Source organism: Halovulum marinum, from assembly GCF_009697225.1.
Classification (GTDB): Bacteria; Pseudomonadota; Alphaproteobacteria; order Rhodobacterales; family Rhodobacteraceae; genus Halovulum; species Halovulum marinum.
This window is the reverse complement of record NZ_WIND01000007.1, coordinates 136,539-152,178: the sequence shown is the minus strand read 5'-3', so window position 1 is coordinate 152,178 and position 15,640 is coordinate 136,539. Positions and strand designations below refer to the sequence as shown.

The 15,640-nt window shown below is 72.2% G+C and carries 21 protein-coding genes; 2 read left to right on the top strand and 19 right to left on the bottom strand.

Annotated elements, in window-relative coordinates:
* Positions 1 to 58 precede the first annotated feature (58 nt).
* Positions 59 to 1,267, bottom strand: a complete 1,209-nt coding sequence (locus GE300_RS11280) for an ABC transporter substrate-binding protein (protein WP_233416941.1) — start codon at positions 1,265 to 1,267, stop codon at positions 59 to 61.
* Between the two features lie 320 nt (positions 1,268 to 1,587).
* Between GE300_RS11280 and GE300_RS11275 the strand changes: the two genes are divergently transcribed.
* On the top strand, positions 1,588 to 2,631 hold the full coding sequence (locus GE300_RS11275) for a LacI family transcriptional regulator (protein WP_325063201.1): 1,044 nt from the start codon (positions 1,588 to 1,590) through the stop codon (positions 2,629 to 2,631).
* Positions 2,632 to 2,634: 3 nt separating this feature from the next.
* On the opposite strand, the gene ureG is transcribed toward GE300_RS11275, so the two are convergent.
* The 8 genes from ureG to GE300_RS11235 form a co-directional block, all read right to left on the bottom strand.
* Positions 2,635 to 3,258, bottom strand: a complete 624-nt coding sequence (ureG, locus tag GE300_RS11270) for an urease accessory protein UreG (RefSeq protein ID WP_154446660.1) — start codon at positions 3,256 to 3,258, stop codon at positions 2,635 to 2,637.
* Positions 3,255 to 3,893, bottom strand: a complete 639-nt coding sequence (locus tag GE300_RS11265; protein ID WP_325063200.1) for an urease accessory protein UreF — start codon at positions 3,891 to 3,893, stop codon at positions 3,255 to 3,257. The genes ureG and GE300_RS11265 overlap by 4 nt, the downstream gene beginning before the upstream one ends.
* A complete protein-coding gene (locus GE300_RS11260; protein WP_154446659.1) occupies positions 3,886 to 4,167 on the bottom strand; it encodes a YrhK family protein in 282 nt (93 codons plus the stop codon). Before GE300_RS11260 ends, GE300_RS11265 begins: the two co-directional genes overlap by 8 nt.
* A 3-nt stretch (positions 4,168 to 4,170) precedes the next feature.
* Positions 4,171 to 4,659 carry an urease accessory protein UreE gene (locus GE300_RS11255; protein WP_154446658.1) on the bottom strand — a complete coding sequence of 163 codons (489 nt, stop codon included), beginning with the start codon at positions 4,657 to 4,659 and terminating at the stop codon, positions 4,171 to 4,173.
* 37 nt (positions 4,660 to 4,696) lie between these two features.
* Complete coding sequence (locus GE300_RS11250; RefSeq protein WP_233416940.1) at positions 4,697 to 4,939, bottom strand: hypothetical protein; 243 nt, start codon at positions 4,937 to 4,939, stop codon at positions 4,697 to 4,699.
* Positions 4,940 to 5,063: 124 nt separating this feature from the next.
* Positions 5,064 to 6,776: an urease subunit alpha gene (ureC, locus tag GE300_RS11245; protein WP_154446657.1), complete on the bottom strand. Its 1,713-nt coding sequence runs from the start codon at positions 6,774 to 6,776 to the stop codon at positions 5,064 to 5,066.
* 9 nt (positions 6,777 to 6,785) lie between these two features.
* Complete coding sequence (locus GE300_RS11240) at positions 6,786 to 7,115, bottom strand: antifreeze protein (protein ID WP_154446656.1); 330 nt, start codon at positions 7,113 to 7,115, stop codon at positions 6,786 to 6,788.
* A gap of 4 nt (positions 7,116 to 7,119) precedes the next feature.
* A complete protein-coding gene (locus GE300_RS11235; RefSeq protein WP_233416939.1) occupies positions 7,120 to 7,647 on the bottom strand; it encodes a GNAT family N-acetyltransferase in 528 nt (175 codons plus the stop codon).
* Positions 7,648 to 7,809: 162 nt separating this feature from the next.
* Here GE300_RS11235 and GE300_RS11230 point away from each other — a divergent pair, with 162 nt between their 5' ends.
* On the top strand, positions 7,810 to 7,953 hold the full coding sequence (locus tag GE300_RS11230; RefSeq protein WP_233416938.1) for a hypothetical protein: 144 nt from the start codon (positions 7,810 to 7,812) through the stop codon (positions 7,951 to 7,953).
* A 50-nt stretch (positions 7,954 to 8,003) separates the two neighbouring features.
* On the opposite strand, the gene GE300_RS11225 is transcribed toward GE300_RS11230, so the two are convergent.
* The 10 genes from GE300_RS11225 to GE300_RS11180 form a co-directional block, all read right to left on the bottom strand.
* Positions 8,004 to 8,309 (bottom strand): urease subunit beta, encoded by a 306-nt coding sequence (locus GE300_RS11225; protein WP_154446654.1) that lies wholly within the window; start codon positions 8,307 to 8,309, stop codon positions 8,004 to 8,006.
* A 10-nt stretch (positions 8,310 to 8,319) separates the two neighbouring features.
* Complete coding sequence (locus tag GE300_RS11220) at positions 8,320 to 8,964, bottom strand: sulfotransferase family 2 domain-containing protein (protein WP_154446653.1); 645 nt, start codon at positions 8,962 to 8,964, stop codon at positions 8,320 to 8,322.
* A gap of 10 nt (positions 8,965 to 8,974) precedes the next feature.
* A complete protein-coding gene (locus GE300_RS11215; RefSeq protein WP_154446652.1) occupies positions 8,975 to 9,277 on the bottom strand; it encodes an urease subunit gamma in 303 nt (100 codons plus the stop codon).
* Positions 9,278 to 9,295: 18 nt separating this feature from the next.
* The gene (locus GE300_RS11210) at positions 9,296 to 10,150 is read right to left on the bottom strand and encodes an urease accessory protein UreD (protein ID WP_154446651.1); all 855 of its coding nucleotides are present in this window, start codon (positions 10,148 to 10,150) and stop codon (positions 9,296 to 9,298) included.
* Positions 10,151 to 10,287: 137 nt separating this feature from the next.
* Positions 10,288 to 10,869, bottom strand: a complete 582-nt coding sequence (locus GE300_RS11205) for an HdeD family acid-resistance protein (protein ID WP_154446650.1) — start codon at positions 10,867 to 10,869, stop codon at positions 10,288 to 10,290.
* A gap of 80 nt (positions 10,870 to 10,949) precedes the next feature.
* Positions 10,950 to 11,630, bottom strand: coding sequence for an ABC transporter ATP-binding protein (locus GE300_RS11200; RefSeq protein WP_154446708.1), 681 nt, complete (start codon positions 11,628 to 11,630; stop codon positions 10,950 to 10,952).
* Positions 11,623 to 12,375: an ABC transporter ATP-binding protein gene (locus tag GE300_RS11195; protein ID WP_154446649.1), complete on the bottom strand. Its 753-nt coding sequence runs from the start codon at positions 12,373 to 12,375 to the stop codon at positions 11,623 to 11,625. Before GE300_RS11195 ends, GE300_RS11200 begins: the two co-directional genes overlap by 8 nt.
* Positions 12,368 to 13,336 (bottom strand): branched-chain amino acid ABC transporter permease, encoded by a 969-nt coding sequence (locus GE300_RS11190; protein ID WP_154446648.1) that lies wholly within the window; start codon positions 13,334 to 13,336, stop codon positions 12,368 to 12,370. Before GE300_RS11190 ends, GE300_RS11195 begins: the two co-directional genes overlap by 8 nt.
* The gene (locus tag GE300_RS11185; protein ID WP_154446647.1) at positions 13,329 to 14,246 is read right to left on the bottom strand and encodes a branched-chain amino acid ABC transporter permease; all 918 of its coding nucleotides are present in this window, start codon (positions 14,244 to 14,246) and stop codon (positions 13,329 to 13,331) included. Before GE300_RS11185 ends, GE300_RS11190 begins: the two co-directional genes overlap by 8 nt.
* On the bottom strand, positions 14,243 to 15,619 hold the full coding sequence (locus tag GE300_RS11180; RefSeq protein ID WP_154446646.1) for a phosphohexomutase domain-containing protein: 1,377 nt from the start codon (positions 15,617 to 15,619) through the stop codon (positions 14,243 to 14,245). Before GE300_RS11180 ends, GE300_RS11185 begins: the two co-directional genes overlap by 4 nt.
* Positions 15,620 to 15,640 lie beyond the last annotated feature (21 nt).

Genomic DNA, 15,640 nt, shown 5'->3' with positions numbered 1-15,640 from the left:
GGCGCGGCGCCGGGTCGGGCCCGGCGCCGCGCGCGGCGGTGGTGGAGGGTGGTCCGCCCTAGCCGGCGTCCGCGATCAGCCCGGCGAAGATCTCCTGCGCCTCCTCGGGGCCGAGGTTGGGGTCGTTGAAGAACTCGACGAACAGATCGTTGATCTGGCTCAGCGAGTCCGGCGACACCAGCTGGTCGGGCGACGAGATCGTGTTGCCCTCGGCCAGGATGTCCAGGCCCTTCTTCATGCAGTCGTTGGCCGCGGCCAGGTCGACGTCGCCGCGCACCGGCAGCGAGCCCTTCTTGAGGTTGAAGGCGACCTGCGTCTCGGGCGACATCATCACGCTGGCCAGATCCTCCTGCGCCTGGGTGATGTCGGCATCGTCCACCTTCGGGAAGTAGAAGGCGTCGCCGCCGGTCATGATCACCTCGTTCACGCCCAGGCCCGGCAGGCAGGTGTAGTCCTCGCCGGCGACCTCGCCCGCGACCTGGAACTCGCCCTGCGCCCAGTCGCCCATGATCTGGCCGCCGGCCTTGTCGGTGATCACCAGGTTGGTGGCCTGGTTCCAGTCCTGCACGTTCGAGCCCTGCGACATCTCGCGGGCGGTGGCGGCGGCCTGGAAGACCTCGGCCATTTCCGGCCCGCCGGCGAACTCGGCGTCCTTGTCGCCGAACACCCTGGTATAGCCCTCGGGGCCGAGGATCGCGGTCAGGATCACCTGGAAGGCCAGCGTCGTCTGCCACGGCTGCTGCCCCATCGCCAGCGGCAGGATGCCGGCCTCGCGCAGCGCCGGGGCGGCGGCGACGAACTCGTCCCAGTTGGTCGGCACCGCGACGCCGGCCTGCTCGAACGCCGCGTTCGACAGCCACAGCCACTGCTGCGAGTGGATGTTCACCGGCACGCAATAGATCTTGCCGTCCAGCGTGCAGCTGTCCAGCAGCGACGGCGGGTTGACCAGATCCTTCCAGCCCTCGGCCTCGGCCAGGTCGGTCAGATCGCGCATCAGCCCGGCCTCGACCAGTTCCTGCGCCTGCTGGCCGTGGTTGAACTGGGTCGCGCCCATCGGATCGCCCCCGGTGATGCGGCTGATCATGATCGGCCGCGCGGTGCCGCCGGAACCGGCGATCGCGCCGTCCACCCACTTGTGGCCGATCGCGTCGAACGCCTTCGCGAATTCCGCAACCGCCGCCGCCTCGCCGCCCGAGGTCCACCAGTGCGTGACCTCAAGCTCGGTGGCGGATGCAAGCGTTGCCGGTACCAGCGCCGATGCGGCCATGAGGGCCGTTCTGTATGCGCGCGCCATTGAGTCCTCCCTGAACTATAACGTTGCAGTAAGCACGCTAGGCGAAGCGTCCGCGCCTGGCAACAGATTCGTCGGCCGCCCTGCCCGCGGCGCCTTCACCCGCTCGCATCTGCGGTCCAACGCTTTAAAATCGATGTTTTACCTGGTACTTCAGCGCGCAACCTACGGAATGAGCAACCGGCGCACGGCATCCGGTCAGTGGGTTTCACCGACCTGAAACGTTTCAGCTTTCCCCGAGCGCACCAGCGGTGCTAACCTGCCCGGACGACACGGGACATCAGGGCCAGACACGCGTGACCGACAGCGACGACACCACAGCCCCCAGCGCCCCGCCCGCCGCCGCGCCGCGGGCGGCGAACGGCCGGCCGACGCTGAAGACCATCGCCTACATGACCGGGCTGGGGGTGACGACGGTGTCGCGGGCGCTGAAGGACGCCCCCGACATCGGCGCGGCGACGAAGGAACGGGTGCGGCTGGTGGCGCGGCAGATCGGCTATCGCCCGAACCGCGCCGGGGTCCGGCTGCGCACCGGCAAGACCAACGTCATCAGCCTGATCCTGTCGGTCGAGACCGAGGTGCTGGGCCTGACCTCGCGGCTGATCTACAGCATATCGGAATACCTGTCGGCGACGCCCTATCACCTGGTGGTCACGCCCTACGCCCAGGGCGCCGACCCGCTGGAGCCGGTGCGCTACATCGTCGAGACCGGCTCGGCCGACGGGGTGATCATCAGCCGGATCGAGCCGCGCGACCCGCGCATCGTCTACCTGCGCGAGCACGGCTTGCCGTTCGCCACCCACGGCCGCTCGGACATGGGGGTGGAGCATCCGTATTTCGACTTCGACAACCGCGCCTATGGCGTCATGGCGGTCGAGCGGCTGGCGGCGCGCGGCCGCCGGCGGCTGGCGCTGCTGGGCCCGCCGCCGCACCTGACCTATGCGGCGCACATGCGCGGGGGGTTCCTCACCGCGGTCGATCGCCTGGACCTGGACGAGGTCGCGCTGCACCCGATCGACACCGACAGCGGCGAAGCGGCGATCGAGGCCGAGGTGCGCCGCGTGCTGGCCGGCCGTGGCCGCCCCGACGGGCTGGTCTGCGGCAGCGCCGCGTCGACAATTACCGTGGTCGCCGCGGCCGAGGCGGCGGGGCTGAAGATCGGCCGCGATCTGGACGTGGTGGGCAAGGAATCGTTCGGGGTGCTGCCCAAGCTGCGCCCCGAGATCATCGCCATCCAGGAGGATTTCGGCGCCGCCGGCACCGCGCTGGCCGAGGCGGTGGTGCGGGCCATCGACGGCGCCGATCCGAGGACGCTGCAGTCGCTGAGCGGGCCGCGGTAGGGCTCAGCCGGCGGCCAGCCCGCCGGCGCGCTCGAGAAAGGCGACGATCTCGTCCACGCCGCGCCCTTCGCGCAGGTCGGCGAACACCACCGGGCGGGCGCCGCGCTGGGCGGCGGCATCGCCGGCCATCACCTCGGTCGAGACGCCGACATGCGGCGCCAGCCCGGTCTTGTTGATCACCAGCAGGTCCGAGCGGGTGATCCCCGGCCCGCCCTTGCGCGGGATCTCCTCGCCCATGCAGACGTCGATCATGTAGATCGTCAGGTCGGCCAGTTCCGGGCTGAAGGTGGCCGCCAGGTTGTCGCCGCCGGATTCGATGAAGATCAGGTCGAGGTCGGGGAAACTTTCCGTCAGATCCGCCACGGCGGCCAGGTTGATCGAGGCGTCCTCGCGGATCGCGGTGTGCGGGCAGCCGCCGGTCTCGACGCCGCGAATGCGCTCGGACGGCAACGCCTGGCTGCGCACCAGCGCCTCGGCGTCCTCGCGGGTGTAGATGTCATTGGTGATCACCGCCAGCGACCAGCGGTCGCGCATTGCCTTGCACAGCCGGTCGGTCAGGGTCGTCTTGCCGGCCCCCACCGGGCCGCCGATGCCCACGCGCAGGGGGCCGTTGCTGGTCGTCGTCATGTCCGGAAAAGCCTCACGGTCTTGGTTTCGTGGTGCATCGCCGCCAGGTCGGCGCCGGGAGCAAAGCCGCCCAGATCGTCCGGATCCGCCTGCAACGCATCGGCGGCGGCGGCGTCGATGACCGGGAACAGCGAAGCCAGCACCGCCTGGCCGTCGGTCTGGCCCAGCGGCACCAGCCGGACAGCGGCGGAAACGAGGTTGGCGGCGAAGGCGTGCAGGTACGCGGCCACCGTATCGCCGAGCGGCAGGTCCAGTGCCGCCGAGGCCGCGCCGACGGCAGCGGGGAAGGCCAGCGGGCCCGGGTCCGTGCCGTGGACCGCGGCTGTCACCCGCGCAAAGGCCGCGCCCTGCGCCATGGTTTCGGTGTGCCGCTCGAGGCTCGGGGCCAGCGCCTCGGCCAGGGCCGAGACTTCGGCGGCGGTTTCCGGCGCGCGCGCCGCGCGGGCCAGCAGGATCGCGTCCGTGCGCCCCGTCCCGTGGCGCAGGACATCGGCCAGCCAGTCGGTCAGGTCGTCCGCGCAGGTGACGGCGCCGTCGGCGATCGCGCTTTCCAGTCCGTGGGAATAGGCGAAGCTGCCCACCGGGTAGGCGGGCGAGAACAGCGACAGCAGCAGGTGGCGCGCGCGGCTATCCACGCTCCCGCTCCGCCAGTTTGTCGATCTTGCCCATCCGCCAGTAGCGCCATTCGCGGGCCAGGCGGATGCTGGGCTTGAGCGCAAAGCAGGTCGAGCCCAGCAGGAACAGCCATGTCGCGGCGAATGTGGTCGACTCGAAGAAGAACAGCAGCGAGCCGACCACGAACGAGACCGCGGCGGCGACATCCACGACCGTGAACCACAGCTCGTATACCGCGTAGATGCGTTCGTGCTCGTCGCTGCGCGAGCGGTTGTCGGGGTGGAAGAAGCGCATCGCTCAGCCCTCCTGCGGATGGGGATCGTGCGGCGCGTGGTGGTGGCCATGATCGTGGCCATGCGTGCGGCCATGCCCGTAGGCACCGCCTTCGGGCGTGAACGGGCCGCGGAAACGGCGGACCTCGCAGCCCAGGCCTTCGAGCATCTCGGCGATGACGTGGTCGTGGCGCAGCACCAGCCGGTCGGCGTGGACGGCACAGGGCAGATGCCGGTTGCCGACATGCCAGGCGGTGCGCAGCAGGTGCAGCCGATCGCGGGCGCGGACCTCCATCAGGTCCTCGTCGGCGGCGCGGACGCCGATCACCCGGCCGTCGCTCAGGCGCAGGCCCTGCCCCGCCGCCAGTTCGGTGGCGCGGCGCAGGTCCAGCAGGAATTCAAGCCCGCCGTCGGTGGTCATCGCCACCCGACGGCGGAAGCGGTCGTCATGGTCCAGCGTCACGCTGTCGAAACAGCCCTTGTCGCTGCCCAGCACCTCGGTCGCCCGGATCATCGCGCGGCCCCGCGAAGGGCCGCCGGGCGGACCGTTGTCAGACGTGCAGCCGGTCGCGGAACACGTGGCGCACGATGTCCTCGCGGCGCAGGCCCAGTTCGGCCAGTTCTTCGTCGCTCATCGCCTGCAGACGCTCGAGTTCCTGCATGCGGCCGGAAGCGGCACCGATCTCGACCAGGGTCACGAAGATCCCGTTGACGGCCCAGCCGATCCCCGCGCCGATGCGCGAGACGAAGTGCGACAGCTGCGACGGTGCCGCGTGAGTGTTGGTCATTGGCATTGGAAACCTCCTGTATCCATACATCAAGGTTCCTCCCTGGTCCCAAATCTGGACCTTCCGGGGTGCCGGGACAATCCGTCGAAAACGAAAAGCCGTTGTGTGCTGAGAGCATAGCGGGCGGTCCTCAGAACAGGAAATAGCGCTGGGCCAGCGGCAGCACCGCCGCCGGCTCGCAGGTCAGCAGCTCGCCGTCGGCGCGCACCTCGTAGGTCTCGGGGTCGACCTCGACCTTGGGCATGGCATCGTTCAGCTTCATCGCCGCCTTGCCGATGCCGCCGCGGGTGTTGCTGACCGCGACCGTCTGCCTGGACAGGCCCAGCTTCGCCCCGATCCCCGCCGCCTGCGCCGCGCCCGAGACGAAATGCACCGCCCCCGCCCCGACGCTGCCGCCGAAGGCGCCGAACATCGGCCGGGTATGGACCGGCTGCGGCGTCGGGATCGAGGCGTTGGGATCGCCCATCTGCGCGCAGGCGATCGTACCGCCGACCAGAACCAGTTCCGGCTTGGCGCCGAAGAAGGCCGGGTTCCACAGCACCAGGTCCGCGCGCTTGCCGACCTCGATCGAGCCGATCTCGCCGGACATGCCGTGCGCGATGGCGGGGTTGATCGTGTACTTGGCGATGTAGCGGCGGACGCGCAGGTTGTCGTTGTCGCCGGTCTCGTCAGGCAGGCGGCCGCGCTGCTTCTTCATCTTGTCGGCGGTCTGCCAGGTGCGGATGATGACCTCGCCCACCCGGCCCATCGCCTGGCTGTCGGAGGCGATGATCGAGAACGCGCCCAGATCGTGCAGGATGTCCTCGGCGGCGATGGTCTCGCGCCGGATGCGCGACTCGGCAAAGGCCACGTCCTCGGGGATCGCCTTGTCGAGGTGATGGCACACCATCAGCATGTCCAGGTGTTCTTCCAGCGTGTTGACCGTGTAGGGCCGCGTCGGGTTGGTCGAGGACGGGATCACGTTCGGCTCGCCGCAGACCTTGATGATGTCGGGGGCGTGGCCGCCGCCCGCGCCCTCGGTGTGGAAGGCGTGGATCGTGCGGCCCTTCATGGCGGCGACGGTGTTCTCGACGAAGCCGCTTTCGTTCAGCGTGTCGGTGTGGATCATCACCTGCACGTCCATGTCGTCGGCGACGGACAGGCAGCAGTCAATGGCGCCGGGGGTGGTGCCCCAGTCCTCGTGCAGCTTCATCGCGCAGGCGCCGGCCTCGACCATCTCGACCAGCGCGCCGGGGGTCGACGCGTTGCCCTTGCCCGACAGCCCGAAATTGATCGGGAACGCGTCGAGCGCCCGCAGCATCCGCCCGATGTGCCAGGGACCGGGCGTGCAGGTGGTGGCCAGCGTGCCATGCGCCGGGCCGGTGCCGCCGCCCAGCATGGTGGTCAGGCCCGAATGCAGCGCGTCCTCGATCTGCTGCGGGCAGATGAAGTGGATGTGCGAATCGAAGCCGCCGGCGGTCAGGATCCGGCCCTCGCCCGCGATCACTTCCGTGCCCGGCCCGATGATGATGTCGACGCCGGGCTGGGTGTCCGGGTTGCCCGCCTTGCCGATCGCGGCGATGCGGCCGTCCCTCAGGCCGACGTCGGCCTTGGTGATGCCGGTCCAGTCGACGATCAGCGCGTTGGTGATCACGGTGTCGGCCGCGCCTTGCGCCCGGCTGGCCTGGCTCTGGCCCATGCCGTCGCGGATCACCTTGCCGCCGCCGAACTTCACCTCCTCGCCATAGATGGTCAGGTCGCGCTCGACCTCGATGATCAGGTCGGTGTCGGCCAGCCGCAGCCGGTCGCCGGTGGTGGGGCCGTACATGTCGGCATAGGCGGCGCGGGCGATCGTGGCGGGCATGTCGGCCTCCTATCGTTTCGGGAACGGCCGCGAGCCGGCGCGGGCCAGGCGGCGGACGTTCGGCGCGGTCTTCTGGCGCAGCGGCTTGATCGCCGCGCGCAGCACCGCGTCGGGCGATGCGCCCTTGCCGGTGGCGGTGGCGGTCGCCATCCACATGCGGGTGAAGGCGGCCTGTTTCTCGGTCAGCATCAGCAGGTTTTCCGACGGTTTCACCGTCCACAGCCCGGCCATGCCCAGCATCCGCATGCCGATGACCATCTGCGCCTCGCCGATCAGGCGGGCCATGTCCCAGCCGGCGCGCATCAGGCCGATGGGGTCGGCGTTCTTCTGTCGGCGCATGTCGTCATTCCCTTTCCGGGCGGTCGAGCCGCATGTGGATGATCCGTTCGTCGCCGCCGCCGAACACGCCCCGGGCGCTGTAGTCCCGGAACCCCAGCGAGCGGTAGAGCGGCAGCGCCTCGACGTGCCGGTAGAGCGCATCGAGCAGCACCGTGCTGTAGCCCAGCCGCCAGGCCTCCTCGACCGTGGCCAGACACAGCGCGCGGCCCAGGCCGTGGCCGCGGCCGGCGGCGCGCACATACATGCGGTTCAGCTCGGCCGTGCGGCCGCGGCCCGGACGCAGCTTGCAGATGCCCGCGGGCCCGCCGTCGAGCAGCGCCAGGAAGCATTCGCCGGCCGGCGGCGCGAAATAACGCGGGAAATCCGCCAGTTGCCCGGCCAGGTCCTGGTCGGCGATATAGGCGTCGATGGTGTCCAGCATGTCCGGGTAGCGGGCGCGCATCAGGTCGAAGAATTCCCACACCATCGCGCGCACGACGGCGATGTCCTGAGGGGTCCGCACCCGGCGGATCTCGATTGCGGATCCGGTCATCAGCACCTCCACACCGCGCCGCGCCATGTCTCGGGCGGCATCGCGTGCGCCGCCCGATCGCCGCGCATCCGCGCGATTGTAGCGACTCCCGGCCGGCAACAGCCTGCAAATTCGTGCCGTTCCCGCATCCGCATCGCGAAGACGTGCCGCGAAGACCCGCCCTTGAAGAGGACGAGAACGCGAACCGACGGCGCGGGCATGCTGCCGCCGATGCCCTGCGGCAATCTCGCAAGGATGACGGAGGAGGGCCTGCAGGCGGTCATCCTCTACCTGCGGTCGCTGTCGCCGCTGCCCGACACGGGCTGAGGCGCGGGCCGGCATCGCGGCGCGCGCGTCTTCGCTGGGAGGGAGGTGGCTCACAGCGCCCCCATCACCGCCTGGTTGAAGCCGAAGATCCGCCGCGCCCCGCCGAACGGCACCAGCGCGACCTCGCGGGTCTGGCCGGGCTCGAACCGCACCGCGGTGCCGGCGGCGATGTCCAGCCGCAGGCCGCGCGCGGCGACGCGGTCGAAGTCCAGCGCGGCATTGGCCTCGGCAAAGTGGTAGTGGCTGCCGACCTGCACCGGCCGGTCGCCGGTGTTCGACACGGTCAGCGTCACCGAATCGTGCCCCGCGTTCAGGGTGATCTCGCCTTCGGCGGGAAAGAGTTCTCCGGGAATCATTGTCGGCTCCTCACGCGGGGAAACGGTACTGCCAGGTGTCGAGATCGGCGGCGAAGGCGTCGGCCACGGTGGCCCGGGAAATGTCGTCGTAGATCTGCGCGGCCGGCACCGGGTCCGGGTCGGCATTGCGGTGCGGCAGCGGATCGCCGCCGCCGACCTGGGCGAGGATATGGTCCCAGTGGCGCGGCAACTCCTCCAGCCTGAACGCCTCGCGCACCAGCAGGTTCCCGCCCGGATCGTGCAGCCAGTCGAATGCCGGGCGGAACATGCTGCGTCCGTCGCGCACCGCCGGATCGTGGTCGCGAAACGCCCGGGCGACGAACTCCGCGAACGGCATCGGCGCCGCCGGATCGCCCAGCCGCCCCGCCCGCAGCCGGTAGCGGTAGAGCGACACCACCCGGGTGAACGGGTTGCGCACCACCGAGAACGAGTAGATCCGCGCCCAGCGCCGGGCGCCGTGCAGCTTGCGCAGCCGCTGTGCGTCGGCATGGAACTTCGGCAGGCCCAGCGCATGCTCGACGCTGCGCCCGCCGCACTTGTTGATATGCACGAAGGCGAACCCGCGGCGGGCGACCTTCTCGCGCCGCAGCCGCCTGGCGGCCGCGCCGTCGTGCGCGCGGCCGGGTCCGGGGCTGTCGGTGTCGGTATCGGTCATCGCATGCGGCTCATCGGATCGGGTAATGCACGGTCACCAGCTTGGTGCCGTCCGGAAAGGTGGCCTCGACCTGCACGTCGTGGATCATCTCGGGCACGCCCTGCATGCACTGCTCGGCGCGCACCACCCGCGCCCCGGCGGCCATCAGCTCGGCGACCGGGCGGCCGTCGCGCGCGCCCTCGACGACGAAATCGCTGATCAGCGCGATCGCCTCGGGGTGGTTCAGCTTCACGCCGCGCGCCAGCCGGTTGCGCGCCACCATCGCGGCGACGCTGACCAGCAGCTTGTCCTTCTCGCGGGGGGTCAGGTACATCGGTCGGTGTTACCTCGTCTACATCGCCCAGACCCGCGGCAGCGGCAGGCCGCGAAAGCCGGTCAGAAAGCGTTTCAGCGCGGTGCGCAGCGGCGCGGCGTCGCCGGCCATCATCCGCACCACCAGCCGCCCGTCCCAGGCGCTGGCGGCGGCCTGCACGTCGCGGCCCGGTCCGCCGTCGCCGGACAGCAGCCGGCGCGCCGGCGCCAGCCGGTCGCCGGCATCGTGGCCGGCATAGATCACCGTGGCGACGGCCCGCGCCGCGCCCAGCGCCGCGGCGCCGCGCAGCGCCGTCATCGGCGGGCGGATCCGGCTCGCCTCCTCGTGCAGGGGGCGGGCGTCGCGGCGCAGGCTCCAGCGGTCGGTCAGGAACAGCCGGTCCGGCGTCTCGCCCATCGCCGCGCGGCCGAACACCAGCGGCTCGACGATCAGCGCGGTGGCATCGCCTTCCAGATCCAGCAGCAGCCGCCGCTCCAGCGCGCCGCCTTCGAACAGGATCGTCTCCTGCCCCAGCCAGTCCAGATGCGCGCCGGCGCCGACGCGTAGCGCGATGTCGACCCGCGCCGCGCCGGCGGCGCTGCGGTAGACCCGCTCGGCGGTCTGCGTCGCCAGCGTGGCGCGCGTGCCCGGCGCCAGCTCCACGCGCCAGTCGAAACGGTCGCCGCCGGTCAGCCCGCCGGCGGTGTTGATCAGCGTCGCCTCGGGATGCGGCGCGTGGCTGCGCGGCAGCATCGCCCGCGCCGAGCCGGCCTGGTAGAGATCCGCCAGCCGGGTGCACCCGTCGCGCCGGGCGAAGCCCAGCCGCACGGCGCCGCGCGCCCGCTGCGGGCGGGGCGGCGGGCCGGAAGCGGCATCGGTTGGGGGCGCGTGCATCAACATCTGCGCGCGACCGTAGCGAGCGGCCGTGCCGTCCGCCAAAGGGAATAGCGCGCCCTGCCCGCGCCGCGCGGCAAGAGCCTAAAACTTGGGCAGATCCGGCCGGGTCTGCCGCACCCGACGGCACTGCCGGCTCAGTCCGGGCGGCGCAGCGCCAGCCCCAGGACCAGATAGGCCGCACCCGAGGACAGAAGGTCGACCGCCAGCAGCAGGCCCAGCGCCACCAGCCCCGACTCCGGCAGGGTCAGCAGGATGAACAGCCCCAGCAGCACCGAGACCGCCCCCGAGGCGACCATCCAGCCCCAGGGCCGCGCCGGGCGCAGCCGCCACCCGAAGCCGATCTGCAGGACGCCGATCGCCAGGAACAGCAGCGCGGCCAGGAAGGTCAGCGACAGCAGCCCGGCCAGCGGGTTCAGCAGCAGCGACAGGGCGAACAGCACGAACACCGCGCCCAGCAGCCCGGTCAGCACCCGCCCGCCGGTGCTTTCGGCGTCGTCGCGCACCGCGTCGACGAGCTTCATCACCCCGACGATGCCGAATGCCGCGGCGGCGAAGGCTTGCACCGTCAGCGAGCCCAGGAACGGGTTCAGCAGGCTCAGCAAGCCGCCGGCGATCATGATCGCGCCCATCATGACCACCCAGTACCAGCGCGTGCGGGCGGTGATCCCCGGCAGATCCCCGGAGCGGGCGTGCGGATGCGGTTGCGGGTCGGTCATCGCTGTGCCCTCCGGCTGCGCGGGGCCGCGCCCCGCGTTCCGTCCAACGCCGGCGGCGGCCAGAGGTTTCCCGCCGCGGCTCAGACCCCGAGGTAGCGCTGCCGCAGCGCGCCGGTCAGCGCCGCGGGCGGGCCGGTCCAGACGTCGCGGCCGCGCTCCAGCACCACGCAGGCATCGGCGCGGGGCAGCAGCTCGGACAGGGTCTTGTCGATCACCAGCAGCGCCATGCCCTCGGCGCGCAGCCCGTCGATCGCGGCCCAGATCTCGGACCGGATCACCGGCGCCAGCCCCTCGGTCGCCTCGTCGAGGATCAGCAGGCGCGGGTTGGTGGTCAGCGCGCGGCCGATCGCCAGCATCTGCTGCTCGCCCCCCGACAGGGTGCGCGCGGGCTGCGCCGCGCGCTCGGCCAGGCGCGGGAACAGCACGTTCACCCGCGCCGGGGTCCACGGGCCGGGGCGCGCGGTGGCCAGCAGCGTCTCGGCCACGGTCAGGCCGGGAAACAGCCGCCGCCCCTCGGGCACCAGGCCGACGCCCAGCCGGGCGATCCGGTGCGGCGGCAGCCCGGCCAGATCGCGCCCGGCCAGCCGCACGGTGCCCCCGGCGGGCGGTGTCAGCCGGCAGATCGCGCGCACCGTCGTGCTCTTGCCCATGCCGTTGCGGCCCAGCAGCGCCAGCATCTGGCCCGGCGCGACCGACAGCGAGACGCCGAACAGCGCCTGCGCCGCGCCGTAGAAGGCGGTGATGTTCTCGACCTCAAGCATCGACGCCAAGATAGGCCTGCTGCACGGCGGCATCGGCGCGGATCGCGTCCGGTGCGCCGGTGGCGATGATCCGGCCCGCGACCAGCACGGCGATACGGTCGGCCAGCCGGAACACCGCGCTCATGTCGTGCTCGACCAGCAGGATCGGCACCTCGGCGCGCAACGCCTCCAGCAGGTCGGCCATGGCGGCGGTGCCGTCGGCGCCCAGCCCGGCCATCGGCTCGTCCAGCAGCAGCAGGCGCGGGCGCGCGGCCAGCGCCGCGGCCAGTTCCACCCGGCGCCGCTCGCCATGGCTGAGGCTGGCGACCGGCAGCGCCCAGCGCGCCGGGCCCAGCCCGACGCGGGCCAGCGCCGCCTCGGCCGGGGCGTTCAGCGCCGCGTCCCGCGCCACCGGGCGCAGCACGCCGAAGCGGCGCGGCGCACGCGCCTGCACGGCAATTCGCACATTGGCCCGCGCCGACAGCGGCATCGCCAGCGACGACACCTGGAAGGTGCGGCCCAGCCCGGCCCGCGCCCGCGCCGCCACCGACATCCCGGCCAGGTCGCGCCCGGCCAGCGTCACCCGGCCCGCGTCCGGCGCCAGCGTGCCGGCGATCTGTGCGATCAACGTCGACTTGCCGGCGCCGTTCGGGCCGATCAGCGCCAGGATCTCGCCGTCGCGCAGCGCCAGGTCGACGCCGTCGGTGGCGGCCAGCGCGCCGAAGCTCTTGCGCAGGCCCGAGACCGCCAGCACCGGCTCAGCCATGACGCACCGGCCCGGCCAGCGCGCCGATCAGCCCGCCGCGCGCGAACAGCACCACGCCCAGCAGGATCAGCCCCAGCCAGCCCTGCCAGTACTGGGTCCAGCCGCCGATCACCGTCTCCAGCGCGACGAACAGCATCGCCCCCGCGACTGGCCCGGCCAGCCGCCCGACGCCGCCGAGGATGACGATCACCATGATCTCGCCCGAGCGGTGCCAGCTGAGCATCGCCGGGCTGACGAAGCCGTTCAGCTCGGCGAACAGCGCGCCCGCCAGACCGGCGATCATCGCCGAGGCGACGAACGCCGCCAGCAGCACCGGCAGCGGCGCGATCCCGGCGGTGGCCAGCCGCACCGGGTTCAGCCGCGCCAGCGCAAGCGCCGCACCGAAGCGCGCCGCCAGCACCGTGCGGCAGCCCAGCAGCACCGCGACCAGCAGTGCGAAGCTGACCAGGAAGAAGTCCAGCGGGTCCGACGCATCGACCAGCGGCAACTCGCTGCGCAGATAGATCGGCAGCCCGTCCTCGCCGCCGTAGGCCGGGAACGAGATCGCGAAATAGAAGATCATCTGCGCGAAGGCGAGGGTGATCATGATGAAATAGACGCCCTGCGTGCGCAGGCTGATCAGCCCGATCGGCAGCGCCGCCAGCCCTGCTGCCAGCATCGCCGCCAGCCACACCACCGGCATCGAGGTGGTGCCCGGCAGCACCCCGGCGAAGGCGCCGCCGTCGAAGGCATGGGTGGCGGCGATCCCGGCGGCATAGCCGCCGAGGCCGAAGAACGCGGCGTGGCCGAAGCTGACCATGCCGCCGAAGCCCAGCGCCAGGTTCAGCCCGGCGCCGGCCAGCGCCACGCAGGCGACGCGGGCGGCCAGGTTGACGAAGAACACCTCGCCCAGCGCCCAGGCGCCCAGGCCGAAGGCCAGCAGCGCGCCCAGCAGCGCGGCCGAGACGACGCCCTCACGCATCGGCGGGGAACAGCCCCTGCGGGCGTACCGCCAGGATCGCCGCCATCATCACGTAGATCAGCATCGAGGCAAGCGCCGCGCCCATGCCGGCGGCCGCCGACGGCTCCAGCACCAGCGCGAAGGCGGCGGGCAGGAACACCCGGCCCAGCGTATCGACCAGCCCGACCAGCACCGCGCCGAACAGCGCGCCGCGGATCGAGCCGATGCCGCCGATCACGATCACCACGAAGGCCAGGATCAGCACCGGCTCGCCCATGCCGACCTGCACCGACTGCAATGGACCGATCATCGCGCCCGCCAGCCCGGCCAGCCCCGCGCCCAGCGCGAAGATCACGGTATAGAGCGTGGCGATGTCGACGCCCAGCGCGCCGACCATCTCGCGGTCGGCCTCGCCGGCGCGGATACGCATCCCCAGCCGGGTGCGCTGGATCAGCAGGTACAGCCCCGCCGCCACCGCCAGCCCGGCGGCGATGATCGCCAGCCGGTAGACCGGATAGGCCGCGCCGCCCGGCAGCGCCACGCTGCCCGCCAGCGCCGGCGGCACGTCCAGCCACAGCGGCGCCGCGCCGAACACCGCCCGCGCCGCTTCCGAGAAGATCAGGATCAGTGCGAAGGTCGCCAGCACCTGGTCCAGGTGGTCGCGGTCGTAGAGCCGGCGGATCACCAGCAGCTCGATCACCGCGCCGGCGGCGGCGGCGGCCAGCACCCCCGCCCCCAGTCCGACCCAGAAGCTGCCGGTCAGCGCGCCGGTCCAGGCGCAGACGAAGGCCCCGGTCATGTAGAGCGCGCCGTGCGCCAGGTTGATCAGCCCCATGACCCCGAACACCAGCGTCAGCCCGGCGGCCATCAGGAACAGGCTCAACCCCAGCTGCACGCCGTTCAGCAGCTGTTCCAGCAGCAGCGCGCTCATGCGGCGCCGGTCAGCAGCGCGGCGATCTGCGCGGTCTCGGCGGCGACGCGGCCGGCGTCGCCCGCCGCCTCCACGTTCAGCCGCACCAGCGGCTCGGTGTTCGAGCGGCGCAGGTTGAAGCGCCAGGGGCCGGGCATCGTCAGGCTCATGCCGTCGCTGTCGTCGCGCTCCAGCGCGCGGGGGGCGTAGGTGGCCTCGACCCGCGCGATGCCGGCGTCCGCATCGTCCAGGCGGAAATTGCGCTCGCCCGAGACCGGGAACGCGGCGATGCGGTCGGCCAGCAGGTCCGCCAGCGGGCGGCCGGTCTGGCCCAGCAGCCGCGCCACCAGCAGCCAGGGGATCATGCCGCTGTCGCAGTACATGAAGTCGCGGAAATAGTGATGCGCCGACATCTCGCCGCCATAGACGGCGTTGGCCGCGCGCATCGCCGCCTTCATGTAGCTGTGCCCGGTGCGCGCCATCACCCCCTGCCCGCCGTGCGCGGCCAGCACGTCGCGCGTGTTCAGCACCACCCGCTGATCGTAGACCACGGGCTGGCCCGGCGCCTCGCGCAGCATCGCCCGGGCCAGCAGCCCGACCAGGTAGGCGCCGTCGACGAACCGGCCGCGGTGGTCGAAGAAGAAGCAGCGGTCGAAATCCCCGTCCCAGGCGACGCCGAGGTCGGCGCCGCGGTCCAGCACCGCAGCGCGGGTGGGCGGGTGGGTCTCGGGCAGCAGCGGGTTCGGCACGCCGTTGGGAAAGGACGGGTCCGGGTCGTGGTGAAGGCGGCTGAAGCGCAGCGGCGCGCCGGCCGCCGCCAGCGCGTCGGCGATGGCGTCGAAGGTCGGCCCGGCGGCGCCGTTGCCGGCGTTGACCAGAATCCGCAGCGGCGCCAGCGCCGCGGGATCGACGAACGACAGCACCCGCGCGACATAGGCGTCGCGCGCCGCCACCGCCCGGCGGCTGCCGCGCGCCGCCGCCGGGCGCGGCAGCCGGCCCGGGACCGCCGCCAGCGCCTCGATCCGGTTCAGCCCGGTCTCGCGGTTCAGCGGCCGCGCGCCGGCGCGGACCAGCTTCAGCCCGTTGTCGCCCGGCGGGTTGTGCGAGGCGGTGACCATCAGCCCGCCGCCCGCGCCCAGATGGTCGGTGGCGAAATAGACCTCCTCGGTGCCGCACAGCCCGAGGTCGAGCGCGTCCGAGCCGCCGTCGGCCAGCCCCTCGGCCAGCGCGTCGGCCAGTTCCGGAGAGCTGTCGCGCGGATCGCGCCCGATCACCACCGGGCGGCCGCCGGCGATCTCCAGCGCGAAGGCGTGGCCGACGCGCCGCATCAGCGCGGCGTCGAGCGTGTCGCCGGCCCGGCCGCGCAGGTCGTAGGCCTTGAAGGGCGAGGTCATCGCGCCGGCCCCGCGGGTAGC